This is a genomic window from Mesorhizobium sp. M1E.F.Ca.ET.063.01.1.1, from assembly GCF_003998155.1.
Lineage (GTDB): Bacteria > Pseudomonadota > Alphaproteobacteria > Rhizobiales > Rhizobiaceae > Mesorhizobium.
The window spans coordinates 1-21,593 of the sequence record NZ_RZSC01000010.1 but is presented as its reverse complement, the minus strand read 5'-3'; the positions used below and the strand labels follow the sequence as shown (position 1 = coordinate 21,593).

Here is a 21,593-nt window from a genome sequence, read left to right as displayed (position 1 = left end):
GTGCGCGACATGACGCGCGACCGGATGATCGCTCACCTATTCGAGGCAGATGCCGTTGCCCGCGGCGCGGTCGCGCATGGCCATCATCCGTTCGGCGCGGTGCTGGTCGGCCCCGACGACGCGGTCCTCATGCGCCAAGCCAATATCGACACCGTGCATCACGCCGAAACCGAGCTCGCGCGGCGTGCGGCGGCTGCCTATTCGCCGGAGTTTCTCTGGACCTGCACGCTGGTTTCAACCGGTGAGCCCTGCGCGATGTGCACCGGAACGCTCTACTGGGCGAATATCGGTCGACTGGTCTACGGCTTCGAGGAGACCAAGCTTCTCGCGCTGACTGGCGACCATCCCGAAAACCCGACGATGAGCCTGTCCTCGCGCGTTGTGCTCGGCTCCGGGCAGAAGAAAATCGAGGTTCACGGCCCCTTCCCCGAAATCGAGGACGAGCTTCTCTCCGCGCACCGCGACTTCTGGCGGCGGTAGCTTGGCGACCAAGGCGCGGGCCGCAATACCTTCTTGCGGCAGTCGAGACAATGGCAGATGCCGACCCCGTATGAGCGACCGGACGCCACAAGTCGAACATTGCCGTTGAGCCGGATAGCCCGTGTAACTGAATAGTGGAGCTGCGCCCTTGGGACGTCAGCCCTTCAGCGAATTGCTGTAGACCTGGACGCCGACGCGCTCGTTGCGGCGCCAGCGCACCACGGCGCGGTAGACGGCATCGTCGTCAGGGACAATGAGCGTGAAGCGGTCCGGCAGTTCCGCCTGCGCACCGACACGCAACTCGGCGCCATGTTCGTGCTGGTTGCGGATGGAGCACCTGATGCTGGCGTCGCCGGTGACGATCGTGGCCTCCTTCAGCACGAACTCTCGCGCAAAAAGACGGCGCTCGACGTGGGGAAAAGTGGCCATGATATACTCGTCCCGAAACTTCCTCGACGGGGCTCAGCCTCCCCTGCCCAGACGCCGCACCATAGCAGCAAGGCGTTTCCGTTCCGTTAGCGCTTTCTAATCGCAGCCGGCTCGGGCGGTCCCGTTTCCGCACACCGCGCCGCCTGCCGTCGAACCATAGCGATCAGGTCTGCTCTCCAGCATTTTTTTCATCGCCTTCGAACTTCTTCCGCAGCGCCTTCATGACGCGGCCGGCCGTCCGGATGTCTTCGAGGGGAAACCCGTCCGCGAGCGCGTTGACCCGTGGGTCGTACAAGCCGATGGCGTCGTCGTATGTCTGCTGTCCCCTATCGGTCAGCACGACAAGGTGCGCGCGGCGGTGATGCGGATTGGGCTCGAACCGGACGACCCCTTCCGCCACCAAGTCGTTGACGATGCGCTGCACATTCTGGCGGTTGGCGCCAAGATCGCGCGCGAGCCAAGCCACCGGCTGCGGCCGGTCCGCCGCAACGATGGCACCCAATATCTGCCAGCGGGCGCTTGTGAGCCCCAGCGGCGCCACAAGCCTGTCGCCCCAGGTCAAGATCAGGTTGTTGACCCTGAACAGGTCGAGAATGAGGTCGGTCAAGGCATCGCCAGTGAGGGTTCGCCTGCTTGCATCCATTTCGTCACCATAGAATTTATTTGACATCATAATGTCAATTAGATAGGGATCGATCGTACCAGATTGACATCATATAACCAAATTGTTGGAGACTGTCATGTCCCATAGGCGTCCTCTTGATCCCGCCTTCCCGATCGAACGCCAGCTCGGCCTCGAAGCCGCCCCCCTCGTGCTCGTGAAATGTCTTCACGCTGGACAACGCGGACGAGCCGACCTTCCTCCAGGCCTGGGAGAAGGATGCGAATTTCATGAAGCGGCAGCCGGGCTTCATCTCGACCCAGCTACACCGGGCGATCGGCGAGAGTCCGACTTATCTGAACTATGCAGTCTGGGAATCGACCGCGGACTTCAGGGCCGCGTTCACGCATCCGGAGTTCGTTGCAAAACTCTCGGCCTATCCATCCTCGGCAGTCGCCATGCCGCATCTCTTCCAGAAGGTCGGGGTGCCGGGCATCTGCGTCGCCTAGAGGAAAAGCCATGACCAAGCTCATCCATCCGGTGGCCGGCACACTCGCGCTCCTCACGATCGCGACCTTCTGGCTGTCGACGGCATTCAGCGAACTGTTTGCGTCCGAGGCAACCGTCATCGCGGTCAAGACGGCCATACCGTGGGGTCTCCTCTTGCTTATCCCCATGTTGGCGGTGACAGGAGGCTCGGGCTTCGCCTTGGCGAAGGGTGTGCGAACCGGCGTGATCGGCAAGAAGCTGAAGCGAATGCCGCTCATTGCCGCGAACGGTCTTCTGGTTCTCATCCCGGCGGCGCTGTTCCTCGCCTCCAAGGCCAAGGCAGGAGAGTTCGATACCGCCTTCTACGCGGTGCAGGCGCTGGAGCTGATAGCGGGCGCGACGAACATCACGCTGCTCGGTCTCAACATGCGCGACGGCATGAAGCTCACGCGGCGGCGGCGGAAACCTTCTTCGTCCTCGCAGGCGGCCGGCTCGAGCTAGATACCGAACGCTTGGTGCAGCGCCGCGCCGATGAGGATCAGCCCGGTCGCGACCTCCAGAAGCGTCGCGACGGCCGCTGTGCTCGACCCAAACCGGTCGAGGACAGCGACGGAGCCTTTGCGGAACAGGACCGCAAGGGCGACGACGATGCCAAGGGTAATCGCCACACCCGCCATCATCGCGACCGCGAAGACGAGGCCTGCCCATGGCACTCCGCGCGCAATCGCGAAAGTCATCACGAAAAGCGTCAGCGGACACGGGATGAGCCCCGCCATGACACCAACCGCTTCGCCTTCATGGGCAGTATGTTGGTGTCGGCCGCGCAGCGCGCGCCAGATCATCCAGACGCCGACGAGCCCGAGCAGCCCGCGGCTGAGGGCTTCCAGCGCCGGAGCGCGGCCGACGCTGCCCAGCGCGATCGAGACCAACGGCAACGCCAGCAGCGCAATCAGGACGGCAAGCGCGATATGCGTGAGGGAAAGCGCCAGCGATACCAGCAATCCACGCGACAGCCTCACCTGCGAGCCGGCGACATAGGCGGCAAGCAGCGTCTTGCTGTGGCCCGGCGTCAGCGCATGGGCGGCGCCAAACACCACACCCATCGGCAGCACGGCAAAAAGGGCGGGCCAACTGCCATCGGCGGCGAAGGATTTGAGATGCTGCGCCACCGCCAGATAGATTTCGCGCTGGTAATCAAAGAGCGCTTGTATCATCCATGCGCGTGCCCGTGACGGTGGCCGTCCGGCTCGGCCATGGCGAAGGGCAGATCCTCGCTGTCGGCGCCGGCCACCAGTTGCAGCCTGGCGCTGAATTCATGCGGCTCGGCCGGAGCGACCAGGCTCTGCAGATAATGGTGGTCGCCGCCGAGCGGCGACAGCGGCAGGCGCTCGACCCCGCCACCCGACCGCTCGATGGCGATGTTCGCCCGCAGGCCCTCGGCGTGGCGCGAGAGCCGCAGGCGCATGCGCTCGCCCTGCGGCGTGTCGACGATCTCCAGGAGCCCGCTGGCGAGCTTGCCGGACACCAGGAACGGGTCGGGCGCGTGATGGTGGCCACCTTCGGCCTGCGCCCCGGCAAAGCGCACCGTGACGACATCGAGGGCCGGGATGTGCGCGAAAAGCTCGGCTCTCAGCGACGCGGCGATGTTGTTCGCGGCGGCGAGCAGCAGCCCGTCATTGACAGCGATCGCCACGTCGACATGCAGCTTGTGGCCTAGCCACCGGGCCTTCGCCTCGACCAACTTGTCGATGCCCGCGACATGTTCGGCCGCGTGGTGGATTTCGGCGACGAGGCCGGGCTCCACCCCGTCCAGCATACGGGTCAGCACCGAGCGCGCCGACTGCCAGACGATGCCGAAAATGGCGAGGGTGATGATGAGGCCGATGATCGGGTCCGCCAGCGGAAAGCCGAGCCAGACGCCGATCGCGCCGATGACGACGGCGAGGCTGGTCAAGCCGTCGGTGCGGGCGTGATAGCCGTCGGCGATCAGCGCGGCGCTGTTGATCTCACGGCCGACGCGGATCCGGAATACGGCCACCGCCTCGTTGCCGAGGAAGCCGATGATGCCGGCAGCGGCAAGCCAGCCGAGGAACCGCACCGGCTGGGGGTTGAGCAGGCGGTCGATCGCCTCGTATCCGGCGACCAAGGCGCTCGCCAGGATGATGAGCACGATGGCGATGCCGGCGAGGTCCTCGACGCGGCCGAGGCCATAGGTGAAGGTCCTGGTCGGCTTGCGGCGCGCCAGCGCGAAGGCGATCCAGAGCGGTATGGCGGTGGTCGCGTCGGCAACGTTGTGGATGGTGTCGGCGAGCAGTGCCACGCTGCCCGAAAATACGACGACGACAAGTTGCAGCGCGGCCGTGAGCGCCAGGATCACGAACGACCATTTGATCGCCCAGATGCCGTGATCGGTCGTCGCGATCGTGGCGTCGATCACGCCATGCGTATGGCTGTGCGGACCGTGATGATCATGGCCGTGCCCGCCATGGCCATGACCATGTGACCCGAACCCGAACCAATCCAGAATTCTTGCCCACATGGCGGCCTCACAGATATTTGGTGAGCTGCTTCAGTTCCTTGAGCATATCCCTGGTCGGCTCGCCGCCTTCGACCAGGCAATGCTCCATATGATCGTGGATCAGTTCGCGCTTGGCGTTGCCGACCGCGCTTTCGACGGCATGAAGCTGTTGCGCGAGGTCCTGGCAGGAACGCCCCTGCTCGAACATGGTGAGCACGGCGGCCAGATGGCCGTGTGCGCGCTTGAGCCGGGCGATGATATCGGGATGCGAGCTGTGTATCGTCATGATCGATATCCTATCCCCCAGGGTAGGATATTACAATGGACCACCAGAGCCGCTGCCGACGCCTAACGGATTGGCCGCGGGTCTCGAGCGTCTGTCAGAACATCGCTTGGGAACAACTCGGAACCATGCCGTCGCGCGCGCCTTTCTTCTGGCAGGAGGAATATTCCGATGTCAGGCAATGAAAGCTCACGCGATGCCACTGATCACCTCTCGATCGGCGAGGATTTCGACGTCGCCCATTTCGCGAGGAAGTTCCAGCTTACGATCCCTGAGGCTCGGCAACTCTTTGCCAAATACGGCAATGATCGCGCGGTGCTGGAGCGCGAAGCCCACGCGCTTGGTTCACGCTCGAACGGCGACGACACGACGGACTAGAGCGCGCACCTGCTTGCTGCCCGCGAAATGCTGCGACATGGGCGATGACGCTGCGCATTCAAAGAGCCGATCATTGCCAGCGGACTTCAAAAGCCGCTAGTGACGCTTGAAGTACTGCACCTCGCGCTCGTGCTTCTCGGCGGCCTCCCGCGACTTGAAGGTGCCGAGGTTGCGGCGCTTGCCTGTCCTCGGATCGACCTTGCGCGAATAGAGACGGTATTCGCCGGATTTCAGCTTGCGGATCATGGCAGCCTCCTGTGACTTCGTGACTCTAACCTCCGGGGCTGTCCCGGGTTCCGGCAGGACCGAGCGTGATCCATTTCACGGAAGCGCCAAGCGAAATGTCGGAATCGACGCGCCAGCGACATAATTCGGTCGGATTATTTGTACTCAAATGACTTCCGCGACGTTATCTCTGCGTCGCGAGCGTGCAGGACTGGAGGAGGGTGAGATGGTGACGGCGAAGCTTCACGGTGTCGAACTCGTCAAGGGCCACAAGTGGACGGTGCGCGTAACCGCCTACGGCACCACGCTGATCTTCCCCTTCGAAGCCGAACAATATGCGCGCTCCTATGCCGACGGACAGGCTTTCCGCCTCGGCGTCGAAGTGGTCGAGCTGAAGGACTGCGCCTGAGGCTCCTTGCCCGTGCATGCCGCGACCGGAGCGGGTTCAAAACCGGCGGCCATTTGGGCACCTGGTCGCGGCACATCCGCTGGGCGCCAAATCGGACCTAAAGCGCGTCGCGATCTTTCAGATTCGCTCCCTGCGCTTTAGGTTTCTTGATTTTACGCATGTCTTTGTCCCGAAACCGGTTCCCACTTTCGGGAGACATGCTTTAGTGTCGCGTCGCTTTTGGCTTCCTTCCTCTCACTTCCAGAACGGATGGATCCCTTTTAGGTTTCGCCAAAGGGCCTTTGCGCCGCTCCAGCCATGTTCGGCGCGCGCCTGGCTCGCTCCGATCACCCAGCCGATGGCGCGCTGCGCGGTCGGATCGCCGGCGGTGGCATCCGTTCCCGGCAGCACCGTTTTGACAGTCGCGGCATCGTTCAAGTCCCCAAGGACCGTCTGAAGTTTCTTCATGCGCTTCAGGAACGGATCGACACGCTTTGCCGGGTAGAGCGAAGAGAAGAACTCGACTGCATAGCGCAGTTTCTTGAGTTCCTTGCGCAATTCGTGGCGCTGCTCTGGGTCAAGCGTCTCAATCCCGCGTGCGCGCTTGCGGACCCGCTTCCAGCGCTTGCCGAGCGCCTGGCCGGCCAACTGGGTGACCGGCTCTGCAAGCCGCGCGGTCTGGTCGAAATCCTGTGGAACGAGCCAGCCGCGTGTCTCCACGAACCGCGTCAGATCGATGAGGAACGCCTGCACACGCGCCCCGGCAAGCAGCTCGCGAAGGCGCTGGCGCACTTGCGTTGCCTGCCGTGAGAGCATGCCGGAAAGCGCGGCAAGACCTGGTTCATCCGGATGGGTTCCGGCCTCCCGCTGCACGATGTCGTTCGTCACCACATCGAGATCCCTTAGCCTCCCGACCTCCTGGCCAATCCAGCGCGCTTCGTCGTTAAGCCGTGTCATTTCCGGGCTCTCCAGCACCGGAGCGTAGACGGAGAACACGCTGCGCAAGCGGCGCAGGCCGATCCGCAACTGGTGCGGCCCTTCGGAATCCTCCAGCTTTCGGACCACCACGACATTGGTGGCGACCTGATCCAGGCACTCGCGCAAAATGTTGCGCGCCGCTTGCTCGGCGATCTCATCCGCATCGATCGCAACATCCTCGGCATTTCGAGGCGCCAGGAGCAGGTCGATCCGCCCCTCTTCTGCAAGGAGATAGCCGCGCGCCGCCTTGGAAAGCCGCGAGAACCTCAGCCCTCCATCGGGAAACAGCACATGCGCGATCTCGAACAATCCTGTCGGACTGCCTTCAAGGAGCTCGATCTCCACCTCGCTCAGGTCGGCCGACCGCCCCCCGGCGAGAATCTGGCCGACATCGACGGCCAGCTCCGCGCGGGTGCCGTCCGCAAGCGACAGTTCGCTGGCGGAACGCTTGATCACCGTCTCACAGACGGGCTGAAGCGGTGCGCCGTTGACGCATTGAAGGACCTCGTCGCGCACAGAGGCATCGGGAATCGCTTCAAGGCACACCCGACCTCCCGGCGCCGGGTTTTCCACCTCGCCGACCTGCGAAAGGCCACCGTGCAGTTCCGCTCTGGTCTTGACGGTCTGGACCCAGCGCCGCCCGTCGCGCCTGAGTCTCAACGCTATCCCCGCCTTCTTCAGCGCGTGTTCTGAGGTATCCAGATAGATGCTTCTCAGCGTTTTCGTCGTTGGGCTGCCTTTGGCCAGTCCCGACGCCTTGACGCGCACCCAGAATTCCTTGGGTGACGCTTCGTCGAGGATGAATTTCAGCTCGACTTCGCTCATGTGACGGATTTGTGCCAGTTCGGTTCCAGTCCTAACCCATCCGGCACGGACCGGCAACTGACCGTGGGGGGCCGGCGCCCTTCCGGTATGTGGTCGTGATTGTCTTAAGCGCCGTCATGCCCTTGCTGGCCAACCCCTGTTCGTGCAGCCGTTCGCGCAAATTCAGGTAGGCTTCACAAATCCGTTGCGACGGTTTCGTACATAAGGGAGGGGGCTTGTTTTCGAGACTACTCTCTGGAAGAGGATGGGAAAATGGCCAAGATCCCCGGCAAGACCGAAACGATCGAAAACACGGAATCCGCTACCTACGAGCCGTCCCAGGCTACCGAGCAGGTTCGCGCTGTCGCCGAGCAGGGCGTCGAGCAGGCGAAGGAAGCATTTTCCAAACTGGAATCGAACACCGAAACGACTCAAAAGGCTTTTGAGTCGACCCTTGAAGTGGCCAAGACAACCCGCAACGAGGTGTCACTGAAGACGATTGCCGTTCTGCGAGCCAATGCCGAAGCCGGCTTCAAGCACCTCGAAGCCCTGGTTGCCGTGAAGTCGCCGTCCGAGTTCTTCGAGCTGCAGGCCGCTTTCGTGAACAAACAGATTGACGCTTCCATCGAGCAGGCCAAGACCCTGCAGGCGGTGATGTTGAGAGCTGGTGAGGACGTATCCAAGCCGATCAAGGATGCCTTCGAAAAGGCCTTGAAGGACCTCAAGGCCGCTTGATGCTCGGGCAGTGAAGGCCCTCGGGAGCCGGCGCCGCGTTTGATCAACTGAAGGGCCGGCGTCCGAAGCCGAGCAATGTGCGCGCTCCTATGCCGACGGACAGGCCTTCCGCCTCGGCGTCGAAGTGGTCGAGCTGAAGGACTGCGCCTAAGAGCGATTCCAGGAAAAGTGTGCAGCGGTTTTCCGTCTGGAATTGCTCCAAGGATTATCGGCGCACGACCGCAACCAGACGGGCGCAGAGCGCCAGATTGACGGTCGCGGCCAATGCGAGCGTCATCAGCACGAGGTCGCAGCCGCCCGTCCCTAAAAGCAACGCCCCGATCGAAGGAGCCGCCGCCTGGACGATCAGACTCGGCGTGGCGAGCTTGCCCATGAGCGCGGCGTATTGCTGAGGGTCGAACAGCACCAGCGGCAGAGCGCCGCGCGCAATGGTATGAATGCCGTTGCCGGCGCCGTAAAGGATCAATGCCAAGGCGATGAGCGTCTGGCTTGCCAGGAGCAGCCAGACCCCAGCCGCAAGCAGCGACACCGACGCCAGCATCGTCCAGATCGGATGATGGCGGTTGCGGCCGATCAGCATTTCGGCCACCCGCGCGCCGACCTGCGACGGGCCGACGAGGGCGCCAAGGCCGACCGCGACCGCCAGGCTCACCCCGCGCAGTTGCAGGAGAGTGAGGAGGTGGACGGAGAGCATCGATGCAATCAGCGCCGATACGGTCTGGATGGAGGCAAGGAGGATGAAGCGTGTGCTCGCCCGGCCCGTGGTCGACGCCTGCTTCCGCTCGGCTGTTGCCGGCGCCGGCGTTGAGACCGGTGGCGGCGGCGGTATCACCCAAAGGTGAAGCGGCAGGCAGATCAACAGATGGATTGCCGCGTAAGAGAGGCACGTGACGCGCCATCCTTCATGCGCGACGAGAAAAGCGCTGAGCGGCCAGCAAACCGTGCTGGCGAAGCCGCCGAACAGCGTCAGGTTGGTGATCGCGCCGCGGGCGCCTTGCCCATAGAGGCGGCCGAGCGTGGCGAAGCCGGCATCGTAGAGGCCGCTCGACATGCCCAAGCCCATGAACAGCCAGGCCAGCAGGTAAAGCGGATAGACGGTGGCCGCCGCCAGCAGCAGGTGAGCGGCGGCCAGGAGCAAGGAACTCGCGGCAAGCACCGGCCGGCCGCCGTGACGCTGGATCAGCCGGCCGATGATGGGCGACGCCAGCCCGGCAAGCAGGAGTCCGCAGGAGAGCCCGGCAACGACCGAAGCCAGCGACCAGCCCGTCTCGGCGGCGATCGGCGCGGCGAGCACCGCGGGCAGATAGTAGGACGATCCCCAGGCGAGGATCTGCGTGATGCCAAGCGCCGAGACGAGGACATGGCGGCTGCGGGCGACCGGCGCGCGAGCTTCCGCCTTCACGGATTGCTCAAAGCCCATTATCTATCGTGCTCAAAATGGGGGATCGCATGCGCATCGCGGTGATCGACGAAACCGAGGCAACGGCTCAACTCGGCGCTCTTGCCGAGATCTTGATGCAGACCATTGAGGACGGCGCGCTGGTCGGCTTCGTCCTGCCGTTCGGCGCCGAGCAGGCGCAGGCTTATTGGCAGGGCATCTTCGACTCCTTGGCGGACGGAGAACGCCTCCTCATCTGCGCCTATGTCGATGACAACCTCGTCGGCACCGTCCAGCTCTACCTGTCGCCGGAACCGAATGCCCTGCACCGGGCAGAGGTCTACAAGCTTCTCGTGCATCGGGGCTTCCAGCGGCAAGGCATCGGCTCCGCCCTCATGGCATTCATCGAAGACGAGGCAAGAAAGAGAAATCGCTCCCTGCTCCTTCTCGACACCGCCGAGGGCGGTGCGAGCGAGCGGCTCTACCGGCGCATGAACTGGCGGGAAGTCGGTGTCGTGCCGCATCACTTCGTCGATCCGTTCGGCAAACCACGAGCCTCGATCTACTTCATGAAGCATCTGGCGCCTTAGGACAGTCCAGCTGAACCGACTGGACCTGGATCTCATTCCATCCTAGGCCGGCGGCGCATATGCGACCTTCTCGCCGTCTTCCTTGACGAACTCCGCTACCGGATTGTCGAGCAGCGGCAGCACCGCCTCCGACGGCCGGCAGAGCCTTGCGCCCTTTGACGTCTCGACGATCGGCCGGTTGATGAGGATCGGATGGGCGAGCATAAAATCGATCAGCTCATCGTCGCTCCATTTCGGATCGCCGAGGCCAAGCTCGGCGTAAGGCGTCCCCTTCTCCCTGAGCAGCTCGCGCGGGGTGATCCCCATCGCCGCGATCAGCTCGAGCAGCCGTGCGCGGCCCGGCGGCGTCTTCAGATATTCGATAACGATCGGCTCCTCGCCGCTGGCGCGGATCATGGCGAGCGTGTTGCGCAAGGTGCCGCAGGCGGGGTTGTGGTAGATCGTGACCGTCATGGCTTCGCTTTCGATGGCTGGGCTTTCGATGGCTGGGAATGCTGAACGGTTTCGGACCGCAGCAGCCAGCCCATCAGCGCCAACGCGACCAAGGCGCCGAGCAGCTCGGCGATGATGAAGCCTGGCAGATCGATCGGCCTGATGCCTGAAAACGTGTTGGTGAGCGAGCGCGCCAGCGCGACGGCCGGATTGGCGAAGGACGTGGATGCGGTGAACCAGTAGGCGGCGGTGATGTAGAGGCCGACCAGCCATGGCACGGCTCGCCGCTCGAAGCGGAGGCCGGCGAGAATGACGGCGACAAGGCCGAATGTCGCGACCGTTTCGGAGAACCATTGCGCTGGTCCGGCGCGGAGCTTCGTCGCGATCTCCAGCACCGGCAGGGCGAACATGAGATGCGCCGCGATCGTGCCGACGATGCCGCCCAGGAACTGCGCGGCGAGATAGGCCGGCAGATCGCGGGCCGGCAGGGTCCGGTTCAGGCAGAACACCAGCGAAACGGCGGGGTTGAAATGGGCGCCCGAGACCGGCCCGAGGACGGTGATCAGCACCACCAGCATGGCGCCGGTCGCGAGCGTGTTGCCGAGCAGCGCCAGCGCCGTGTCGTGCGTCAAGGTCTCGGCCATGATGCCGGAACCGACCACTGTCGCCACCAAAAGACCGGTGCCCAGGGCTTCGGCGGCGAAGCGGCGCGGCAGATCGAAGGTTGCCGTTCCCACGCCGCCCGGATCGCTCGCGTCGATCGGCTCGATGATCATTGCCGGATCCCCTCGCCCGGCTGACAGCAAGGTGCCGCCAACGCCGGCGCGCAGATTTCCGGACGGCCCGAGCAGCAATCCTCCATCAGGAACCGGATCAGGCCGGACAGCGCATCGTACTCGGCGCTGTAGACGATCGAACGCGCATCGCGCCGCGCCGTGACCAGGCCCGCTCGCTCCATTTCCTTGAGATGGAAGCTGACATTGGACGGCGAGACCTCGACCTGTTCGGCAAGCGAACCGGCGGCGATGCCGTCCGGCCCGGCAACGACCAGCAATCGAAGCAGCCTGAGCCGCGTCTCCTGCGACAGCGCGCCAAAAGCGATCAGGGCTTGACGTCCATCCATGTTTCAATAATCCTTGAAATATCGAAATGAGGAGTAGCCGACATGCTTTCTCCTGACAACCGGAAAATCGCTCCTGCCCTTCCACTGGAGCCATCCGACCTGACCATCGGAGACCTGCTCGATGCGCTGGCCGACCACAAGGACAAGCCGCTGGTGTTCCGCTATGACGGCCGGCCGGTAAAGCCGGGCTACCACGTGACGGAGGTCAAGGCGGGGCAGTTCTCGGCGCTGGATTGCGGGGCAAACCCCGAATCCTGGTCGGAAATTTTCGTGCAGCTATGGGACGTCGACGAAGGCGGACCGGTCTACATGCCGGCCGGCAAGTTCGCTGCCATCATCCGCAAGGTTGCCGATCACGTGGCGCTCGATCAGTCCGCCAGGCTGACCTTCGAAGTCAGCGACGGCATCCGGCCGATGGAGCTTCACCGGGCAACGCGGCCGACGCTGGTCGGCGATGCCGTCGAGGTCGAGCTGGCGCCGCGGCCGGCAAGCTGCAAGCCGCGCGATCGATGGCTGGAAGAGCAGAAGGCGGCGAGCCCATCCTGTTGTTCGCCTGGGATCGGCAAAGCCTGCTGTGGCTGAAATCTCGTCGTGCTCTTCGAACTCAATTGAATTTATAGCTGAAGCCGAATTGGACGGAGTCGGTCCGCAGCGCGTGGCGTTGTTCCCCAAAGATCGGGGACACTTGGGCTACCGCTTTGCCATAGTCGGCATGGCGGTATTCGACCCGCACCGACCAGTCCCTTGCAAGGGCGTACTCAAGACCGGCGCCAACGATGACTCCGGTGCGGGTTGCGGAAAATGCGAACTTGGTAACAGGTGGCAACTCGGCCATCCAATAGTCAAATTTCGCCACGCTGACGCCGGCAGTGCCGTATAGCAGCATCCGATCGAAGGCAGCCCCCACCCGCGCGCGTGCCGAGCCTTGCCAACGCGAGGTCGCCGAGCCCCCGAACGCGGGCAAGCCACCCACCGTCTGGCTGGAAGCCTCGGCGTTGGAAAGACCCCAATCGACTTCGATGCCGATCACAAAAGGCGCGTCGATCTGCCAGTTGTAGCCCAGATGCAATCCACCGGTCACGCCGCCGCCGGAGTATGCGGTGGGGCCGATAAAGGTGTTTCCGGGATTGCCGCTTTCCCAGCGTCCGGATGGCCCAAGCCAGCCTATGTCACTCCCGACATAAGCGCCGCTCCAGTCGAAAGCCTCCGGTGCGGCCTGGACGTCGGCCGCATGGGCGGCCGGCTGGCCGGCAAGCGTCGCCAGCGCGCAAGCGAGCACCACGCCCGAGACGAAATTTCCGTGTCGCATAGAATATGTTCCCGCAGGATTTCAGAAATGGCGGGACAATAGGCGACGAATCGCCGGCGGGCTTGGAACCCACACGACCGCACCTTGGACCGGGCGCGACTGTGGCTCAGCTATCGGCGGAACTGTGGCAGCCGGGCCGCGCGCAGGCCCCGCCCACGGGCGATCTCCACAGCCTCGCCATTGTCGGCCAGCGTCAGCGCCAGGAGGTCCTGGATATGCGCGGCCAGCCCGAGCTGCAGTTCCGGCGATGCGAGAGCGCCGGCATTGTTGATCATGCAGGCATAGCCGATGAGGAGGCGAAGCGCTTCGCGGCCAGCGTCGATCGAGCTCACCAGCGGTCGGTCGAAGCCCGGCGCGATCGAAGCAAGCGCCGCCCGTGGCACGTAGAGACTGAGATAGCGACCGGAATCGACCAGCGTGTGGATGGCGGGTTCGCTGGTCAGCATCATCACCGCCTGGCCGGGCAAGGTCAGCGCCTCGCGGTTGCGCTGCACCGAGCGGCCGCGCCCGGCAAGCACCGCAATCAGCATGACCATGTCGCCGGCGTTCTTCAGGTGCTGCTGCCTGATCCGGTAATGAGCATTGCTGCGGGCGCCGGTCGACAGGCTGACGCCCGGCAGCGACCGCAAGGTCACGTCGGCCCGGAACGGCTCATCGCCGAACGGCTCGATCTCCAGGTTGAAGAGCTTTTGCCCATAGAATTCGAGCCAGGTGCCCAGCCTGTCGCGCGGCGGCACGCTCATCGTGGACAGATGCAAGGGCGCTCCAGGCGCAATCTTCCCGGTATTTGGCAAGCCCACCACCCCGCCGCCCCTCCGGCGGCACGAAATGCCGTCTATGTTTCGGCGGGACGGGCCGCCTTGTCAAACGGCCTGCTGGATCGGCGTCGCGGCGCGCGGCCGATGGCTACAACCTGAGACCGCTTGAACGCATCTACGGATTGCGCGATTGTCGAAGCGCTCCCAGAGATACGAACACCAATGACCCAAACGAAAAAGGCACCACCGTTCGTGCCGACAGAGTTCCACGTAACGATTGTCGATGACGAGCAAGGCGCCCTTGGCATCCTCTCCATACAGACACCAGGCGGGCTGCTGGACGTTGCGCTGGATCGGGAAGCAGCCGAAGCCCTCATCAGGGCTGCGTCCAGGCTTCAAGCGAAGCTGGACGAAAAGGTCAGCTAGATATTTCAAGCTGACCCATAACCTAAATTAGCGATCACTTGTATTTCTCGCAAATCAGGATCATGCTTGGCCTACGCAAGGGTGGCACTGATGCGCAGCGGGTGGGTGGTTCAGTAAGGGGTAAAGCGTGATGGAACTTGCGGTCTGCTATGATCACAGCGGAATCGATCTGGCTTGGTCGATCTTCCTCGGCACCACGGCGGTTTTGATGGTCATGGCGCCATTGGCCGTCGCACGGCTGGTCGCGATATCGCGGGCGGATTCAGTCGGACGGCTTCAGATCGCTTAGAGCAATTCCGGGAAAAGTGCGCAGCGGTTGTCCGTCCGAAGTTACGCAAAAACAAAGGCTTAGAGCGGTTCGGCGATGCTGTGAAACGCTGAACCGATCTAGCAGCCTGAGGGGAATTGCTGGTTAGGACGAGCTCACCTTCGGCATCGTTATGTCACCGAACAGCGCCGAGCAGTCGATCTCGTCGCGGAAAAGCGCGTCGGGATCGAGCACCAGCCACGACGTATGTGTACGAAGGTTCCTCAGCCTGGCGTTCTTTTCCGCGCGCGCCTGGCGCTCCGCCTCGGCAAGCGAGGTCAGGGCCGGCCTTTCGGCCTTGTATGGGCTCCTCGACATAGCGACACAGAACGCAATCGCCCCGCTTTGCGTTCCCTGGCGGCGCAACGCCGTGCGGTATGGTCGCTCGACCTTATGTCTCTCTGAAATAGCGGGCGCCGCGACCGGCAAGGGCGATGGCAAGCGAGGAACCCGCAAGGCCGCCTCCGACAATGATCAAGATCGTAATCGGTACCACGAACGGACTTGCCATCGGGGCCTTCAGATCGGCAAAGGCGGATCCGTGAAATCGGGCGGTGAACGAATCTCGGCCAGGGAGCGGACCTGCAGCCCGTCCCTGAAATTAGCGGGATCGAGCCAGGCCTCCAAGGCGGCGCGATTGGCCGGCCATTCACGCGAAAGCATTGAATACATCGGGATGTCGCAGGGCTTGCCCTTCAGGAACAGGCCCTGGCGATGCGTGCCCTCGTAAACGAAGCCGAGCCGCACGGCGGCCGCGCGCGAACGTTGGTTGGTCGATGTGCATGTCCATTCGAGGCGCCGGTAGCCGAGATCGTCGAAGACATGGCGCAGGATGAGGTAGAGCGCCTCGGTGGCGAGCCGCGTGCGCTGCAGCGGCGGCGTATAGAGCACATATCCGAGTTCGACGACATGGTGCACCGGCCTGGCTTCCATCAGGCAGAGCCACCCCAGCGCTTCACCGTCGGGACCGTCGACCGCGAAGAATGCGCGCTTGGGGTCCGCCACCAGCGCGGCGACATGCTCGGCGAAGGCCTGCTCGGTGGCAAAAGGTCCCACCTTCATGTCTATCCAGGTGGCCTCGGTGTGCTCGTCATGCGAGAGCCGATAGAGCCTTGCCGCATCACGTCCGGCCTCGAGCGGGCGCAAGCGCCCGCAACGGCCTTCGACCAGGACGGCGACTGGAACCGGCGCATCGCCCGACGGGGTTGCCTCGGCATTTGCCGCGGCTTGCTCAATCTTGCCTGCCCGCATCCTGCTCTCCCTTGGTGCGTGCCTTGCCATGCGGCGATAATGGCGTCCGCGGCCTCCCCTCTTCCGGCGCGGGATAGATATTGCACAATTCTCCGGAGAATGGCTGCTCGGCCAGCCATCGGCGGCCAAGATGCTCGAGCGCGCCGGCCAAATCGCCCGGCAGCCGGCGTTTCAGGATCTTCAGCACCGGAGCGCCTCTCCCTGCATGACGTCTTCACTCCGGCCGCTGGTTCAACCTGGACGGATGGCCGCCCCAACGGCCGACTAGTTCCAATAACGGAACACCCTGCCCATTCGATTGGGCATCAAGAAAATGTCCTCCGCATGCGAGAAGCCGGCATCCCGCCCTAAGCGAAGCCAGGTTCGCGAGGTTTCGGGGAAATCGGCCAGAAGCATATGCCTTTCCATCGATGCGAATTCCTCGTCGGAAACGGCCGACCATTTGTCGCGCAGCAAGGAGAAGCGCGCGAGCCAGGCGGCGCGATCCTCTCCCTCGAACAGCGCCGGCTCCCAGATCACGAACAGGCCCATGCCGCCCAGGGCCCTGTGGGCGTTGCGCATCAGCCTTGCCTTGGCCGCCGTCGGCAGATGGTGCAGCGACATGCCGATCCAGATCACGTCGATCGGCTCCGACCACTTCGCCATTGCCGGCGCGAAATCGCAGCAGCGCAGCTCGACGGGGCAAGGAAGGGCCTGCAGCTCCCGGGCCGCCAACCGCAGCGATGCCTCGGACAAGTCGATACCGACATAGTTGCCTATCGCGGTCGTCCTCAGCATCGCGGCGGAGGCACTGGCATCTCCGCACGCCACGTCTAGGAAGCGGAATGAGGCGGGCGCTTGCTCGACAAGCAAGTCGCGCAGAAGGTGATAGATTTCCTGATGGAACATCAGGTTCGCGCCGACGATCCTGCGGTAGGTTTCAAGCTCGCTGTTGAACATGTCCTGAGCGCCGGCAGCTCCATTGTCCGTCGTTGCCAGACCGCTTTCAGTCGACGCACTTGCCATGATGTCCTCCCAGGGAACCTCGATGGAACAACGCTAGGCGGCGGCCCCCGCCGCATGGAGATGCAAGGCGCGGAACACCGCGGTGTGGCCAGGAGTCGCAATGGAGAGCTTCATGCCCAGTTCATGCATGCGCCCTGAGAGCCAGGCGACCTCGATGGGCTTGCCTCTTTCAAGGTCGTTGGCCATCGATGATTTCACATGCGGTGGGAATGCGGTCCATCTCGTGATGACGCGTTCCTCGAATCCTTCCGCCATCGGATGACCGGCCGCGGCGGCAACCGCCATCCCCTCGTCCCGCAATTGCTCGACGAAGATCCGCGCCTCGGGATCGCCAAGGATTGGACCAATGCCCGAGCGCATGAGCGACGTCGCGCCGGAGAAGGCTGCAAGCGTCACGAACTTCTCCCAGAGCACGCTGTCGATGTCGGCGACCGGCTTCAGTTCGAGCCCTACTGCCCGATCGCAAAGCGCTTGAAGCTCGCGGATCAGAGGCTCACGATGACCGCCGACGAGAATTTGCTGCAGCCCGCCCGCATGGACGACCTCTCCGGGTCTGCCGATGAAGCCGGAAAGATAGGTGGCGCCACCGATAACCTTGTCGTCGCGAACATGGCGACGCAGCAATTCGATGCTGTCGATGCCGTTTTGCAGAGTCACGACGCGGGTGTTCCTGGCAATCAGTGGTCCGAGCGCCGCGGCGGCCTTCTCGCCGTCGTAGAGCTTGACCGCGAAGATCACGAGATCGACGGGGCCGATGTCGGCCGGAGAAGCGCTTGCGGATACGGTGGGCAGGAAAATATTGCCGGCGTCGCTGTGAATTCGCAGGCCACCCTGGCGCATGGCCTCCAGGTGCGCGCCGCGAGCAATGAAGCTGACGTCGCCTCCCGCCTCGGCGAGCCTGGCCCCGATGTAACCGCCGATGCCGCCCGCACCCATCATTGCGATCCGCATGCCGTCCCCTCGACGCCGGCTGATGCCATCGCCGCGTAATGCCGCAGCGGGCTCGCAGCCATGATAATATTAGCAGATACTCAATAAATCGACCAGCCGGCTCGACAGCCGCCCGATTAACCTTCCTCGGGAAGCCGGACCAAGGTCTGTGTCGCAATCGCCGCGACTGGCCTATAGTCTTGGCCGGCGGCGGGGTGAATCACGCGGATGCTCAGGGAGATCTTGAAACGACTTGTGCAAGTCTGGAGCGGGCTGTCGCTGGCCTGGCAGTTCGTGATTGCCGGCGGCATCGGGCTTTTGGCGGTGATGCTCGTGGTTGGCCTTTGGGTAACGTCGCAGATCCGCGAGGGGGTGATGCACAACTCCGCCACCACGACAGCGCTCTATGTCGACAGCGTCATCGCACCGCTGCTGCCGGACCTGCGCAAGAGCCGCGAGCTCGACGACTCGGTCAAGCGGGCGCTGGACGAAACGCTCGGCCAGGGCGCGCTCGGAAAGAGGCTGGTGTCGTTCAAGCTGTGGCGGCGCGACGGCACGGTGCTCTACGCCGACGACTCGGCTCTGATCGGCAAGAACTTTCCCCCCAACCTCAACCTGAAGTCGGCTTTCGCCGGCAATGTCGTGGCTGAATACAACAATCTCACCGACGACCCCGAAACCAACGAGGAGAAAGTTGTGAACGCGCCGCTGTTCGAGATCTACAATCCGGTGCGCGAGCCATGGTCGGGTGAAGTGGTGGCGGTGTCCGAATTCTACGAGATCGCCGACGATTTCCAGGAGACGCTGAACTCGGCGCTGAGATCGACCTGGCTGGTGGTGGCCAGCGCCACCGCGACCTCGCTCGCGCTGTTGTCGGGCATCGTCTTTCGCGGCAGCCGCACCATCCAGACACAGCGCGCCGCGCTGGAGGCCAAGGTTACCGAGTTGCAGTCGGCACTTGCGCAGAATTCGTCGCTGCGCCAGCGCGTGCAGCGCGCCTCGCGCCGCGCCACCGCCATCAACGAGCGGTATCTGAGGCGCATCGGCGCCGACCTGCATGACGGGCCGGCGCAACTGGTGGCGCTTGCCGCGCTCAGGATGGACAGCCCGATCCTGGTCGACCCCGCGACGCCGAAACCGCAGCGCGAGGCCGAGATCGCCGGCATCCACAAAACGCTCGGCGAGGCGATGCGCGAGATACGCGGCATCTGCAACGGCCTCGTGCTGCCGCAGATCGAGACCCAGGCGGTGGCCGACATACTGCGGCTGGCCGTGGCCGAGCATGAGCGCCGCACGAACACCAAAGTGTTGCTGACGCTGCCGGAGCGCTTGCCGGAACTCGGCACCTCGGAGAAGATCAGCATCTATCGTTTCGTGCAGGAAGGGCTGAACAACGCTTACCGACACGGCAAGGGCAAGGGCCAGCAGGTGAGAGCCACGATGAAGGGCGGCAAGCTGGTGGTGGAGGTGCAGGACACTGGTCCAGGCTTCAACCCCGCAAGGAGCGAAGGCCTCGGGCTTGCCGGGCTCAGGGAGCGTATCGAAAGCATTGGCGGGCAGTTCGAGACGCTGTCAGGCCCCGGGGGAACGAGACTGGTAATCACATTGTCTGTCGAGGAGCAGCCGTGACCGCACCCATCCGTATAGCCATTGTCGACGACCATCCGCTGTTTCGCGAGGGCGTGGCGCGCAGCCTCGGCGAGATCGGCGGCTTCGAACTTGTGGGCGAAGGCGCCAGCGCCGAGGATGCCGAAAGGCTGGTCCGCGCCAGCGCTCCCGATATCCTGATGCTCGACATCAGCATGCCGGGCGGCGGCCTCAACGCGCTGGCCAGCATCCTGGCGGCGGCGCCCGAGCAGAAGATCGTCATGCTGACGGTTTCGGAAACCAATTCCGACGTCGCCCAGGCGCTCAAGGCCGGTGCGCGCGGCTATGTGCTGAAGGGCGTCGGCTCAAAGTCGCTGGCCGAGATCCTGCGCGATGTCGCCACCGGCCAGAGCTATGTCTCGCCGACACTCTCGGCCCGGCTGCTGTCGGACCTGTTGCAGCCCACCGGCCGCAAGCCCGACCCGCTCAGCCAGCTCACCGGCCGCGAGGCCGAGATCCTGAAGCTGGTGGCCGAGGGCTTGAGCAACAAGGAAGTCGCCGCCCGGCTGGCGCTGCAGGAAAAGACAGTCAAGCACCACATGACCAGGGTGCTGGCCAAGCTCAACGTGCGCAACCGCACGGAAGCGGCGCTGCTGATGCATGAGGCGAAAGACAGGCAATAAGTTTAGGCAGTAGGGAATAGGCAGTAGGGATTGGGGACTAGGCAGACTGCCTACTGCCTACTGCCTATTCCCTAAAACGCAATCACCCCCGTCTCCGGAAGACGGGGGTGACATGCGAGGGTGCGGGAAAAGGGGGTAGCTTCTCTCAACCCTCACAAGTTCAGCAGGCGGGCGAAATCCTCCCGCGTCGCCTGGCGCTCGACGATGGTGCGGCCTTGCGCATCCGTCATCTCGAAGCGGCCGGCGTCGATCTCTTCCTTCATGCCGTTGCGGTGGATGACGGTGATCTTGTTGCCGTCGACCTCGACCGTGTCGCCGGTCGCGGCATTGACATGTCTGCCCTTGCTGCCAGGACTGGTGTTGCCCTTGCCGCTGTTGTTCCCAGGACCGGCATTGGCATTGCCGCCACCGGCATTGCCGTTGCTCGAATTGCCACCGCTGTTGCCGCCGCCATTGCCCCCACCATTGCCACCCCCGCCGTTGCTGCCGCCGTTGCCGTTGCCGGCATAAGCTGTGGCCACGACGAACTTGGCAGCGACATCGGGTGTGAAATGATAGGTCGCGACAACAAGCGCCAGCGCGTTTGCGGCGCGCAGCGTGAGGCGGGCAAACCTCTTGAAGGCGGGTCGGCGCATGCTGTCCTTTTTATGCCGGTTCCGTCTCGGCCTTGCCGAAGTTCCGCTCTCAGCCCGACCAAGGCGGAACCGGTGTCTTGACGGCGCAAGGATTCACATTCGGGTGAGCCGACGGAAGTGGCCCACGACCCATGCCATATCCGGTCGGACCTTTTTTGCGGCCGCTTGGGGACCATCGTCGCAACCAGTGGGAGAAACAGCTCCGCCCGCAACCGCCGCCGCGTTAACCAAATCGCTTGGAAAATGGCCGGCAATTCTCTATGACTGAGGTCTGCGAGAACCGCGCGGACGCCCATACGAGCCGCGGCACACTACGGTGCAGGTGTCCCCGTTGGACGCAAAAAGTGTCGTAAAGCTTTGTTTTTGCGCATGAATCATTTTCCCCGGCCTGGGGGCCATGCGCCAAGGGTCCGCTTCCGGCATTTGTCCCAAGGACCAAAAAAGTACCCCCGCCAAAAGGCGGGGGCAAGGTGAGCAGCGAGAGTTCTGTCGTAAGACGATCAGGACCGAAGAGACGAAGCAAAAGGTGGCAACCTGATTTTGCAGCGCTAGCCTTTGGTCCCTTGAAGATCTAATCCAGATAGAACCTCGCTCTCACAAACTCTTCAGGCGATTGAGATCGGCCATAGTGGCCTTGCGCTCGACGATGGTACGACCAAACTTGTCCTCCATCCTGAACCTGCCGTTCTCGATCGTCTCCTTCATTCCGTTGCGGTGCGTGACCTGAATGCCGTTACTGCTGACCTCGACCTTGTCGCCGGTCGCGGCGTTCACATGATCGTCGACGTCGGCGGTGCTGCTTGCGGCACTGTTGGAAGCGCTGTTCGTTGCGCCCTTGCTGTTGCCACTGTTTCCGCCACTGCTGCTGTTG

Annotated in this window: 30 protein-coding genes and 3 pseudogenes; 12 read left to right on the top strand and 21 right to left on the bottom strand. The window is 63.5% G+C overall.

Features of this window, described 5'->3' with window-relative positions:
* Positions 1-9: 9 nt before the first annotated feature.
* The gene (locus EOA29_RS02395) at positions 10-480 is read left to right on the top strand and encodes a nucleoside deaminase (protein WP_126095971.1); all 471 of its coding nucleotides are present in this window, start codon (positions 10-12) and stop codon (positions 478-480) included.
* 32 nt (positions 481-512) lie between these two features.
* On the opposite strand, the pseudogene EOA29_RS02390 reads toward EOA29_RS02395, so the two are convergent.
* The 3 genes and pseudogenes from EOA29_RS02390 to EOA29_RS02380 all read right to left on the bottom strand — a co-directional run.
* Positions 513-596, bottom strand: a pseudogene (locus EOA29_RS02390) (GFA family protein); the annotation flags it as partial.
* A 40-nt stretch (positions 597-636) separates the two neighbouring features.
* Positions 637-909 carry a PilZ domain-containing protein gene (locus tag EOA29_RS02385; protein ID WP_126094697.1) on the bottom strand — a complete coding sequence of 91 codons (273 nt, stop codon included), beginning with the start codon at positions 907-909 and terminating at the stop codon, positions 637-639.
* Between the two features lie 163 nt (positions 910-1,072).
* Positions 1,073-1,552, bottom strand: coding sequence for a MarR family winged helix-turn-helix transcriptional regulator (locus EOA29_RS02380; RefSeq protein ID WP_126094698.1), 480 nt, complete (start codon positions 1,550-1,552; stop codon positions 1,073-1,075).
* Between the two features lie 97 nt (positions 1,553-1,649).
* Between EOA29_RS02380 and EOA29_RS02375 the strand changes: the two are divergent.
* Positions 1,650-2,019, top strand: a pseudogene (locus EOA29_RS02375) (antibiotic biosynthesis monooxygenase family protein).
* A 10-nt stretch (positions 2,020-2,029) separates the two neighbouring features.
* The gene (locus tag EOA29_RS02370; RefSeq protein WP_126094699.1) at positions 2,030-2,500 is read left to right on the top strand and encodes a hypothetical protein; all 471 of its coding nucleotides are present in this window, start codon (positions 2,030-2,032) and stop codon (positions 2,498-2,500) included.
* Here the strand turns inward: EOA29_RS02370 and EOA29_RS02365 are convergent.
* Genes EOA29_RS02365 through EOA29_RS02355 form a run of 3 tightly spaced genes read right to left on the bottom strand, consistent with a single transcriptional unit; the run spans position 2,497 to position 4,803 of the window.
* Positions 2,497-3,213, bottom strand: a complete 717-nt coding sequence (locus EOA29_RS02365; RefSeq protein ID WP_126094700.1) for an ABC transporter permease — start codon at positions 3,211-3,213, stop codon at positions 2,497-2,499. The genes EOA29_RS02370 and EOA29_RS02365 overlap by 4 nt on opposite strands.
* Positions 3,210-4,538: a cation diffusion facilitator family transporter gene (locus EOA29_RS02360; RefSeq protein ID WP_126094701.1), complete on the bottom strand. Its 1,329-nt coding sequence runs from the start codon at positions 4,536-4,538 to the stop codon at positions 3,210-3,212. Before EOA29_RS02360 ends, EOA29_RS02365 begins: the two co-directional genes overlap by 4 nt.
* Positions 4,539-4,545: 7 nt before the next feature.
* Complete coding sequence (locus tag EOA29_RS02355) at positions 4,546-4,803, bottom strand: metal-sensing transcriptional repressor (protein WP_126094702.1); 258 nt, start codon at positions 4,801-4,803, stop codon at positions 4,546-4,548.
* 168 nt (positions 4,804-4,971) lie between these two features.
* On the opposite strand from EOA29_RS02355, the gene EOA29_RS02350 reads away from it, so the two are divergent.
* Positions 4,972-5,178: a DUF3606 domain-containing protein gene (locus EOA29_RS02350; RefSeq protein ID WP_126094703.1), complete on the top strand. Its 207-nt coding sequence runs from the start codon at positions 4,972-4,974 to the stop codon at positions 5,176-5,178.
* Between the two features lie 96 nt (positions 5,179-5,274).
* On the opposite strand, the gene EOA29_RS02345 is transcribed toward EOA29_RS02350, so the two are convergent.
* Positions 5,275-5,424, bottom strand: a complete 150-nt coding sequence (locus EOA29_RS02345; protein ID WP_095770090.1) for a hypothetical protein — start codon at positions 5,422-5,424, stop codon at positions 5,275-5,277.
* A 205-nt stretch (positions 5,425-5,629) separates the two neighbouring features.
* On the opposite strand from EOA29_RS02345, the gene EOA29_RS02340 reads away from it, so the two are divergent.
* Positions 5,630-5,812, top strand: coding sequence for a hypothetical protein (locus EOA29_RS02340; protein ID WP_189350148.1), 183 nt, complete (start codon positions 5,630-5,632; stop codon positions 5,810-5,812).
* A 234-nt stretch (positions 5,813-6,046) separates the two neighbouring features.
* Here EOA29_RS02340 and EOA29_RS02335 read toward each other — a convergent pair whose 3' ends face one another.
* Entirely contained in the window at positions 6,047-7,594 is a 1,548-nt protein-coding gene (locus tag EOA29_RS02335; protein WP_126094704.1) for a CYTH and CHAD domain-containing protein, read from the bottom strand.
* Between the two features lie 252 nt (positions 7,595-7,846).
* Here EOA29_RS02335 and EOA29_RS02330 point away from each other — a divergent pair, with 252 nt between their 5' ends.
* Positions 7,847-8,308: a phasin gene (locus EOA29_RS02330; RefSeq protein ID WP_126094705.1), complete on the top strand. Its 462-nt coding sequence runs from the start codon at positions 7,847-7,849 to the stop codon at positions 8,306-8,308.
* A 205-nt stretch (positions 8,309-8,513) separates the two neighbouring features.
* Here the strand turns inward: EOA29_RS02330 and EOA29_RS02325 are convergent, their stop codons facing one another.
* Positions 8,514-9,710, bottom strand: coding sequence for an MFS transporter (locus EOA29_RS02325; protein WP_245468373.1), 1,197 nt, complete (start codon positions 9,708-9,710; stop codon positions 8,514-8,516).
* A gap of 47 nt (positions 9,711-9,757) precedes the next feature.
* Here EOA29_RS02325 and EOA29_RS02320 point away from each other — a divergent pair, with 47 nt between their 5' ends.
* Positions 9,758-10,276: a GNAT family N-acetyltransferase gene (locus EOA29_RS02320; protein WP_189350150.1), complete on the top strand. Its 519-nt coding sequence runs from the start codon at positions 9,758-9,760 to the stop codon at positions 10,274-10,276.
* Positions 10,277-10,318: 42 nt separating this feature from the next.
* Here the strand turns inward: EOA29_RS02320 and arsC are convergent, their stop codons facing one another.
* From arsC to EOA29_RS02305, 3 genes are read right to left on the bottom strand one after another with little or no spacing between them, the layout of a single operon-like run.
* A complete protein-coding gene (gene arsC, locus EOA29_RS02315; RefSeq protein ID WP_127220145.1) occupies positions 10,319-10,729 on the bottom strand; it encodes an arsenate reductase (glutaredoxin) in 411 nt (136 codons plus the stop codon).
* On the bottom strand, positions 10,726-11,484 hold the full coding sequence (locus EOA29_RS02310) for an MIP/aquaporin family protein (protein ID WP_126094708.1): 759 nt from the start codon (positions 11,482-11,484) through the stop codon (positions 10,726-10,728). The genes arsC and EOA29_RS02310 overlap by 4 nt, the downstream gene beginning before the upstream one ends.
* Positions 11,481-11,831, bottom strand: coding sequence for a metalloregulator ArsR/SmtB family transcription factor (locus EOA29_RS02305; protein ID WP_126094709.1), 351 nt, complete (start codon positions 11,829-11,831; stop codon positions 11,481-11,483). The genes EOA29_RS02310 and EOA29_RS02305 overlap by 4 nt, the downstream gene beginning before the upstream one ends.
* Positions 11,832-11,873: 42 nt before the next feature.
* Here EOA29_RS02305 and EOA29_RS02300 point away from each other — a divergent pair, with 42 nt between their 5' ends.
* Complete coding sequence (locus tag EOA29_RS02300) at positions 11,874-12,413, top strand: DUF6428 family protein (protein WP_126094710.1); 540 nt, start codon at positions 11,874-11,876, stop codon at positions 12,411-12,413.
* 22 nt (positions 12,414-12,435) lie between these two features.
* Here EOA29_RS02300 and EOA29_RS02295 read toward each other — a convergent pair whose 3' ends face one another.
* Both EOA29_RS02295 and EOA29_RS02290 read right to left on the bottom strand, forming a co-directional pair.
* Entirely contained in the window at positions 12,436-13,140 is a 705-nt protein-coding gene (locus EOA29_RS02295) for an outer membrane beta-barrel protein (RefSeq protein ID WP_126094711.1), read from the bottom strand.
* A 110-nt stretch (positions 13,141-13,250) separates the two neighbouring features.
* Positions 13,251-13,898, bottom strand: a complete 648-nt coding sequence (locus EOA29_RS02290) for a hypothetical protein (RefSeq protein ID WP_126094712.1) — start codon at positions 13,896-13,898, stop codon at positions 13,251-13,253.
* A 222-nt stretch (positions 13,899-14,120) separates the two neighbouring features.
* Between EOA29_RS02290 and EOA29_RS02285 the strand changes: the two genes are divergently transcribed.
* Both EOA29_RS02285 and EOA29_RS41110 read left to right on the top strand, forming a co-directional pair.
* On the top strand, positions 14,121-14,324 hold the full coding sequence (locus EOA29_RS02285) for a hypothetical protein (RefSeq protein ID WP_126094713.1): 204 nt from the start codon (positions 14,121-14,123) through the stop codon (positions 14,322-14,324).
* Positions 14,325-14,454: 130 nt separating this feature from the next.
* Positions 14,455-14,613 carry a hypothetical protein gene (locus EOA29_RS41110; protein WP_189350152.1) on the top strand — a complete coding sequence of 53 codons (159 nt, stop codon included), beginning with the start codon at positions 14,455-14,457 and terminating at the stop codon, positions 14,611-14,613.
* 123 nt (positions 14,614-14,736) lie between these two features.
* Here EOA29_RS41110 and EOA29_RS02280 read toward each other — a convergent pair whose 3' ends face one another.
* From EOA29_RS02280 to EOA29_RS02260, 5 genes are all read right to left on the bottom strand, one after another.
* Complete coding sequence (locus EOA29_RS02280; RefSeq protein ID WP_126094714.1) at positions 14,737-14,949, bottom strand: hypothetical protein; 213 nt, start codon at positions 14,947-14,949, stop codon at positions 14,737-14,739.
* Positions 14,950-15,150: 201 nt separating this feature from the next.
* Positions 15,151-15,882 carry a GNAT family protein gene (locus tag EOA29_RS02275; protein WP_189350155.1) on the bottom strand — a complete coding sequence of 244 codons (732 nt, stop codon included), beginning with the start codon at positions 15,880-15,882 and terminating at the stop codon, positions 15,151-15,153.
* Entirely contained in the window at positions 15,863-16,069 is a 207-nt protein-coding gene (locus EOA29_RS02270; protein WP_126094716.1) for a hypothetical protein, read from the bottom strand. The genes EOA29_RS02275 and EOA29_RS02270 overlap by 20 nt, the downstream gene beginning before the upstream one ends.
* Positions 16,070-16,146: 77 nt before the next feature.
* Positions 16,147-16,887 (bottom strand): class I SAM-dependent methyltransferase, encoded by a 741-nt coding sequence (locus EOA29_RS02265; RefSeq protein ID WP_126094717.1) that lies wholly within the window; start codon positions 16,885-16,887, stop codon positions 16,147-16,149.
* A gap of 33 nt (positions 16,888-16,920) precedes the next feature.
* Positions 16,921-17,838, bottom strand: a complete 918-nt coding sequence (locus EOA29_RS02260) for a 2-dehydropantoate 2-reductase (protein ID WP_245464725.1) — start codon at positions 17,836-17,838, stop codon at positions 16,921-16,923.
* 207 nt (positions 17,839-18,045) lie between these two features.
* Between EOA29_RS02260 and EOA29_RS02255 the strand changes: the two genes are divergently transcribed.
* Together EOA29_RS02255 and EOA29_RS02250 are read left to right on the top strand one after the other, a co-directional pair.
* Entirely contained in the window at positions 18,046-19,446 is a 1,401-nt protein-coding gene (locus EOA29_RS02255) for a sensor histidine kinase (RefSeq protein ID WP_127220144.1), read from the top strand.
* On the top strand, positions 19,443-20,087 hold the full coding sequence (locus EOA29_RS02250) for a response regulator transcription factor (RefSeq protein WP_126094719.1): 645 nt from the start codon (positions 19,443-19,445) through the stop codon (positions 20,085-20,087). The genes EOA29_RS02255 and EOA29_RS02250 overlap by 4 nt, the downstream gene beginning before the upstream one ends.
* A 152-nt stretch (positions 20,088-20,239) precedes the next feature.
* Here the strand turns inward: EOA29_RS02250 and EOA29_RS41105 are convergent, their stop codons facing one another.
* Complete coding sequence (locus tag EOA29_RS41105) at positions 20,240-20,722, bottom strand: hypothetical protein (RefSeq protein ID WP_189350157.1); 483 nt, start codon at positions 20,720-20,722, stop codon at positions 20,240-20,242.
* Between the two features lie 594 nt (positions 20,723-21,316).
* Positions 21,317-21,593 (bottom strand): annotated as a pseudogene (locus EOA29_RS41100) (hypothetical protein); the annotation flags it as partial.

Coding starts and splice junctions, on each gene's coding strand:
- EOA29_RS02395 (WP_126095971.1), top strand. CDS start 10: ATGACGCGCGACCGGATGATCGCTCACCTATTCGAGGCAGATGCCGTT.
- EOA29_RS02385 (WP_126094697.1), bottom strand. CDS start 909: ATGGCCACTTTTCCCCACGTCGAGCGCCGTCTTTTTGCGCGAGAGTTC.
- EOA29_RS02380 (WP_126094698.1), bottom strand. CDS start 1,552: ATGGATGCAAGCAGGCGAACCCTCACTGGCGATGCCTTGACCGACCTC.
- EOA29_RS02370 (WP_126094699.1), top strand. CDS start 2,030: ATGACCAAGCTCATCCATCCGGTGGCCGGCACACTCGCGCTCCTCACG.
- EOA29_RS02365 (WP_126094700.1), bottom strand. CDS start 3,213: ATGATACAAGCGCTCTTTGATTACCAGCGCGAAATCTATCTGGCGGTG.
- EOA29_RS02360 (WP_126094701.1), bottom strand. CDS start 4,538: ATGTGGGCAAGAATTCTGGATTGGTTCGGGTTCGGGTCACATGGTCAT.
- EOA29_RS02355 (WP_126094702.1), bottom strand. CDS start 4,803: ATGACGATACACAGCTCGCATCCCGATATCATCGCCCGGCTCAAGCGC.
- EOA29_RS02350 (WP_126094703.1), top strand. CDS start 4,972: ATGTCAGGCAATGAAAGCTCACGCGATGCCACTGATCACCTCTCGATC.
- EOA29_RS02345 (WP_095770090.1), bottom strand. CDS start 5,424: ATGATCCGCAAGCTGAAATCCGGCGAATACCGTCTCTATTCGCGCAAG.
- EOA29_RS02340 (WP_189350148.1), top strand. CDS start 5,630: ATGGTGACGGCGAAGCTTCACGGTGTCGAACTCGTCAAGGGCCACAAG.
- EOA29_RS02335 (WP_126094704.1), bottom strand. CDS start 7,594: ATGAGCGAAGTCGAGCTGAAATTCATCCTCGACGAAGCGTCACCCAAG.
- EOA29_RS02330 (WP_126094705.1), top strand. CDS start 7,847: ATGGCCAAGATCCCCGGCAAGACCGAAACGATCGAAAACACGGAATCC.
- EOA29_RS02320 (WP_189350150.1), top strand. CDS start 9,758: ATGCGCATCGCGGTGATCGACGAAACCGAGGCAACGGCTCAACTCGGC.
- arsC (WP_127220145.1), bottom strand. CDS start 10,729: ATGACGGTCACGATCTACCACAACCCCGCCTGCGGCACCTTGCGCAAC.
- EOA29_RS02310 (WP_126094708.1), bottom strand. CDS start 11,484: ATGATCATCGAGCCGATCGACGCGAGCGATCCGGGCGGCGTGGGAACG.
- EOA29_RS02305 (WP_126094709.1), bottom strand. CDS start 11,831: ATGGATGGACGTCAAGCCCTGATCGCTTTTGGCGCGCTGTCGCAGGAG.
- EOA29_RS02300 (WP_126094710.1), top strand. CDS start 11,874: ATGCTTTCTCCTGACAACCGGAAAATCGCTCCTGCCCTTCCACTGGAG.
- EOA29_RS02295 (WP_126094711.1), bottom strand. CDS start 13,140: ATGCGACACGGAAATTTCGTCTCGGGCGTGGTGCTCGCTTGCGCGCTG.
- EOA29_RS02285 (WP_126094713.1), top strand. CDS start 14,121: ATGACCCAAACGAAAAAGGCACCACCGTTCGTGCCGACAGAGTTCCAC.
- EOA29_RS41110 (WP_189350152.1), top strand. CDS start 14,455: ATGGAACTTGCGGTCTGCTATGATCACAGCGGAATCGATCTGGCTTGG.
- EOA29_RS02280 (WP_126094714.1), bottom strand. CDS start 14,949: ATGTCGAGGAGCCCATACAAGGCCGAAAGGCCGGCCCTGACCTCGCTT.
- EOA29_RS02275 (WP_189350155.1), bottom strand. CDS start 15,882: ATGCGGGCAGGCAAGATTGAGCAAGCCGCGGCAAATGCCGAGGCAACC.
- EOA29_RS02265 (WP_126094717.1), bottom strand. CDS start 16,887: ATGGCAAGTGCGTCGACTGAAAGCGGTCTGGCAACGACGGACAATGGA.
- EOA29_RS02260 (WP_245464725.1), bottom strand. CDS start 17,838: ATGCGGATCGCAATGATGGGTGCGGGCGGCATCGGCGGTTACATCGGG.
- EOA29_RS02255 (WP_127220144.1), top strand. CDS start 18,046: ATGCTCAGGGAGATCTTGAAACGACTTGTGCAAGTCTGGAGCGGGCTG.
- EOA29_RS41105 (WP_189350157.1), bottom strand. CDS start 20,722: ATGCGCCGACCCGCCTTCAAGAGGTTTGCCCGCCTCACGCTGCGCGCC.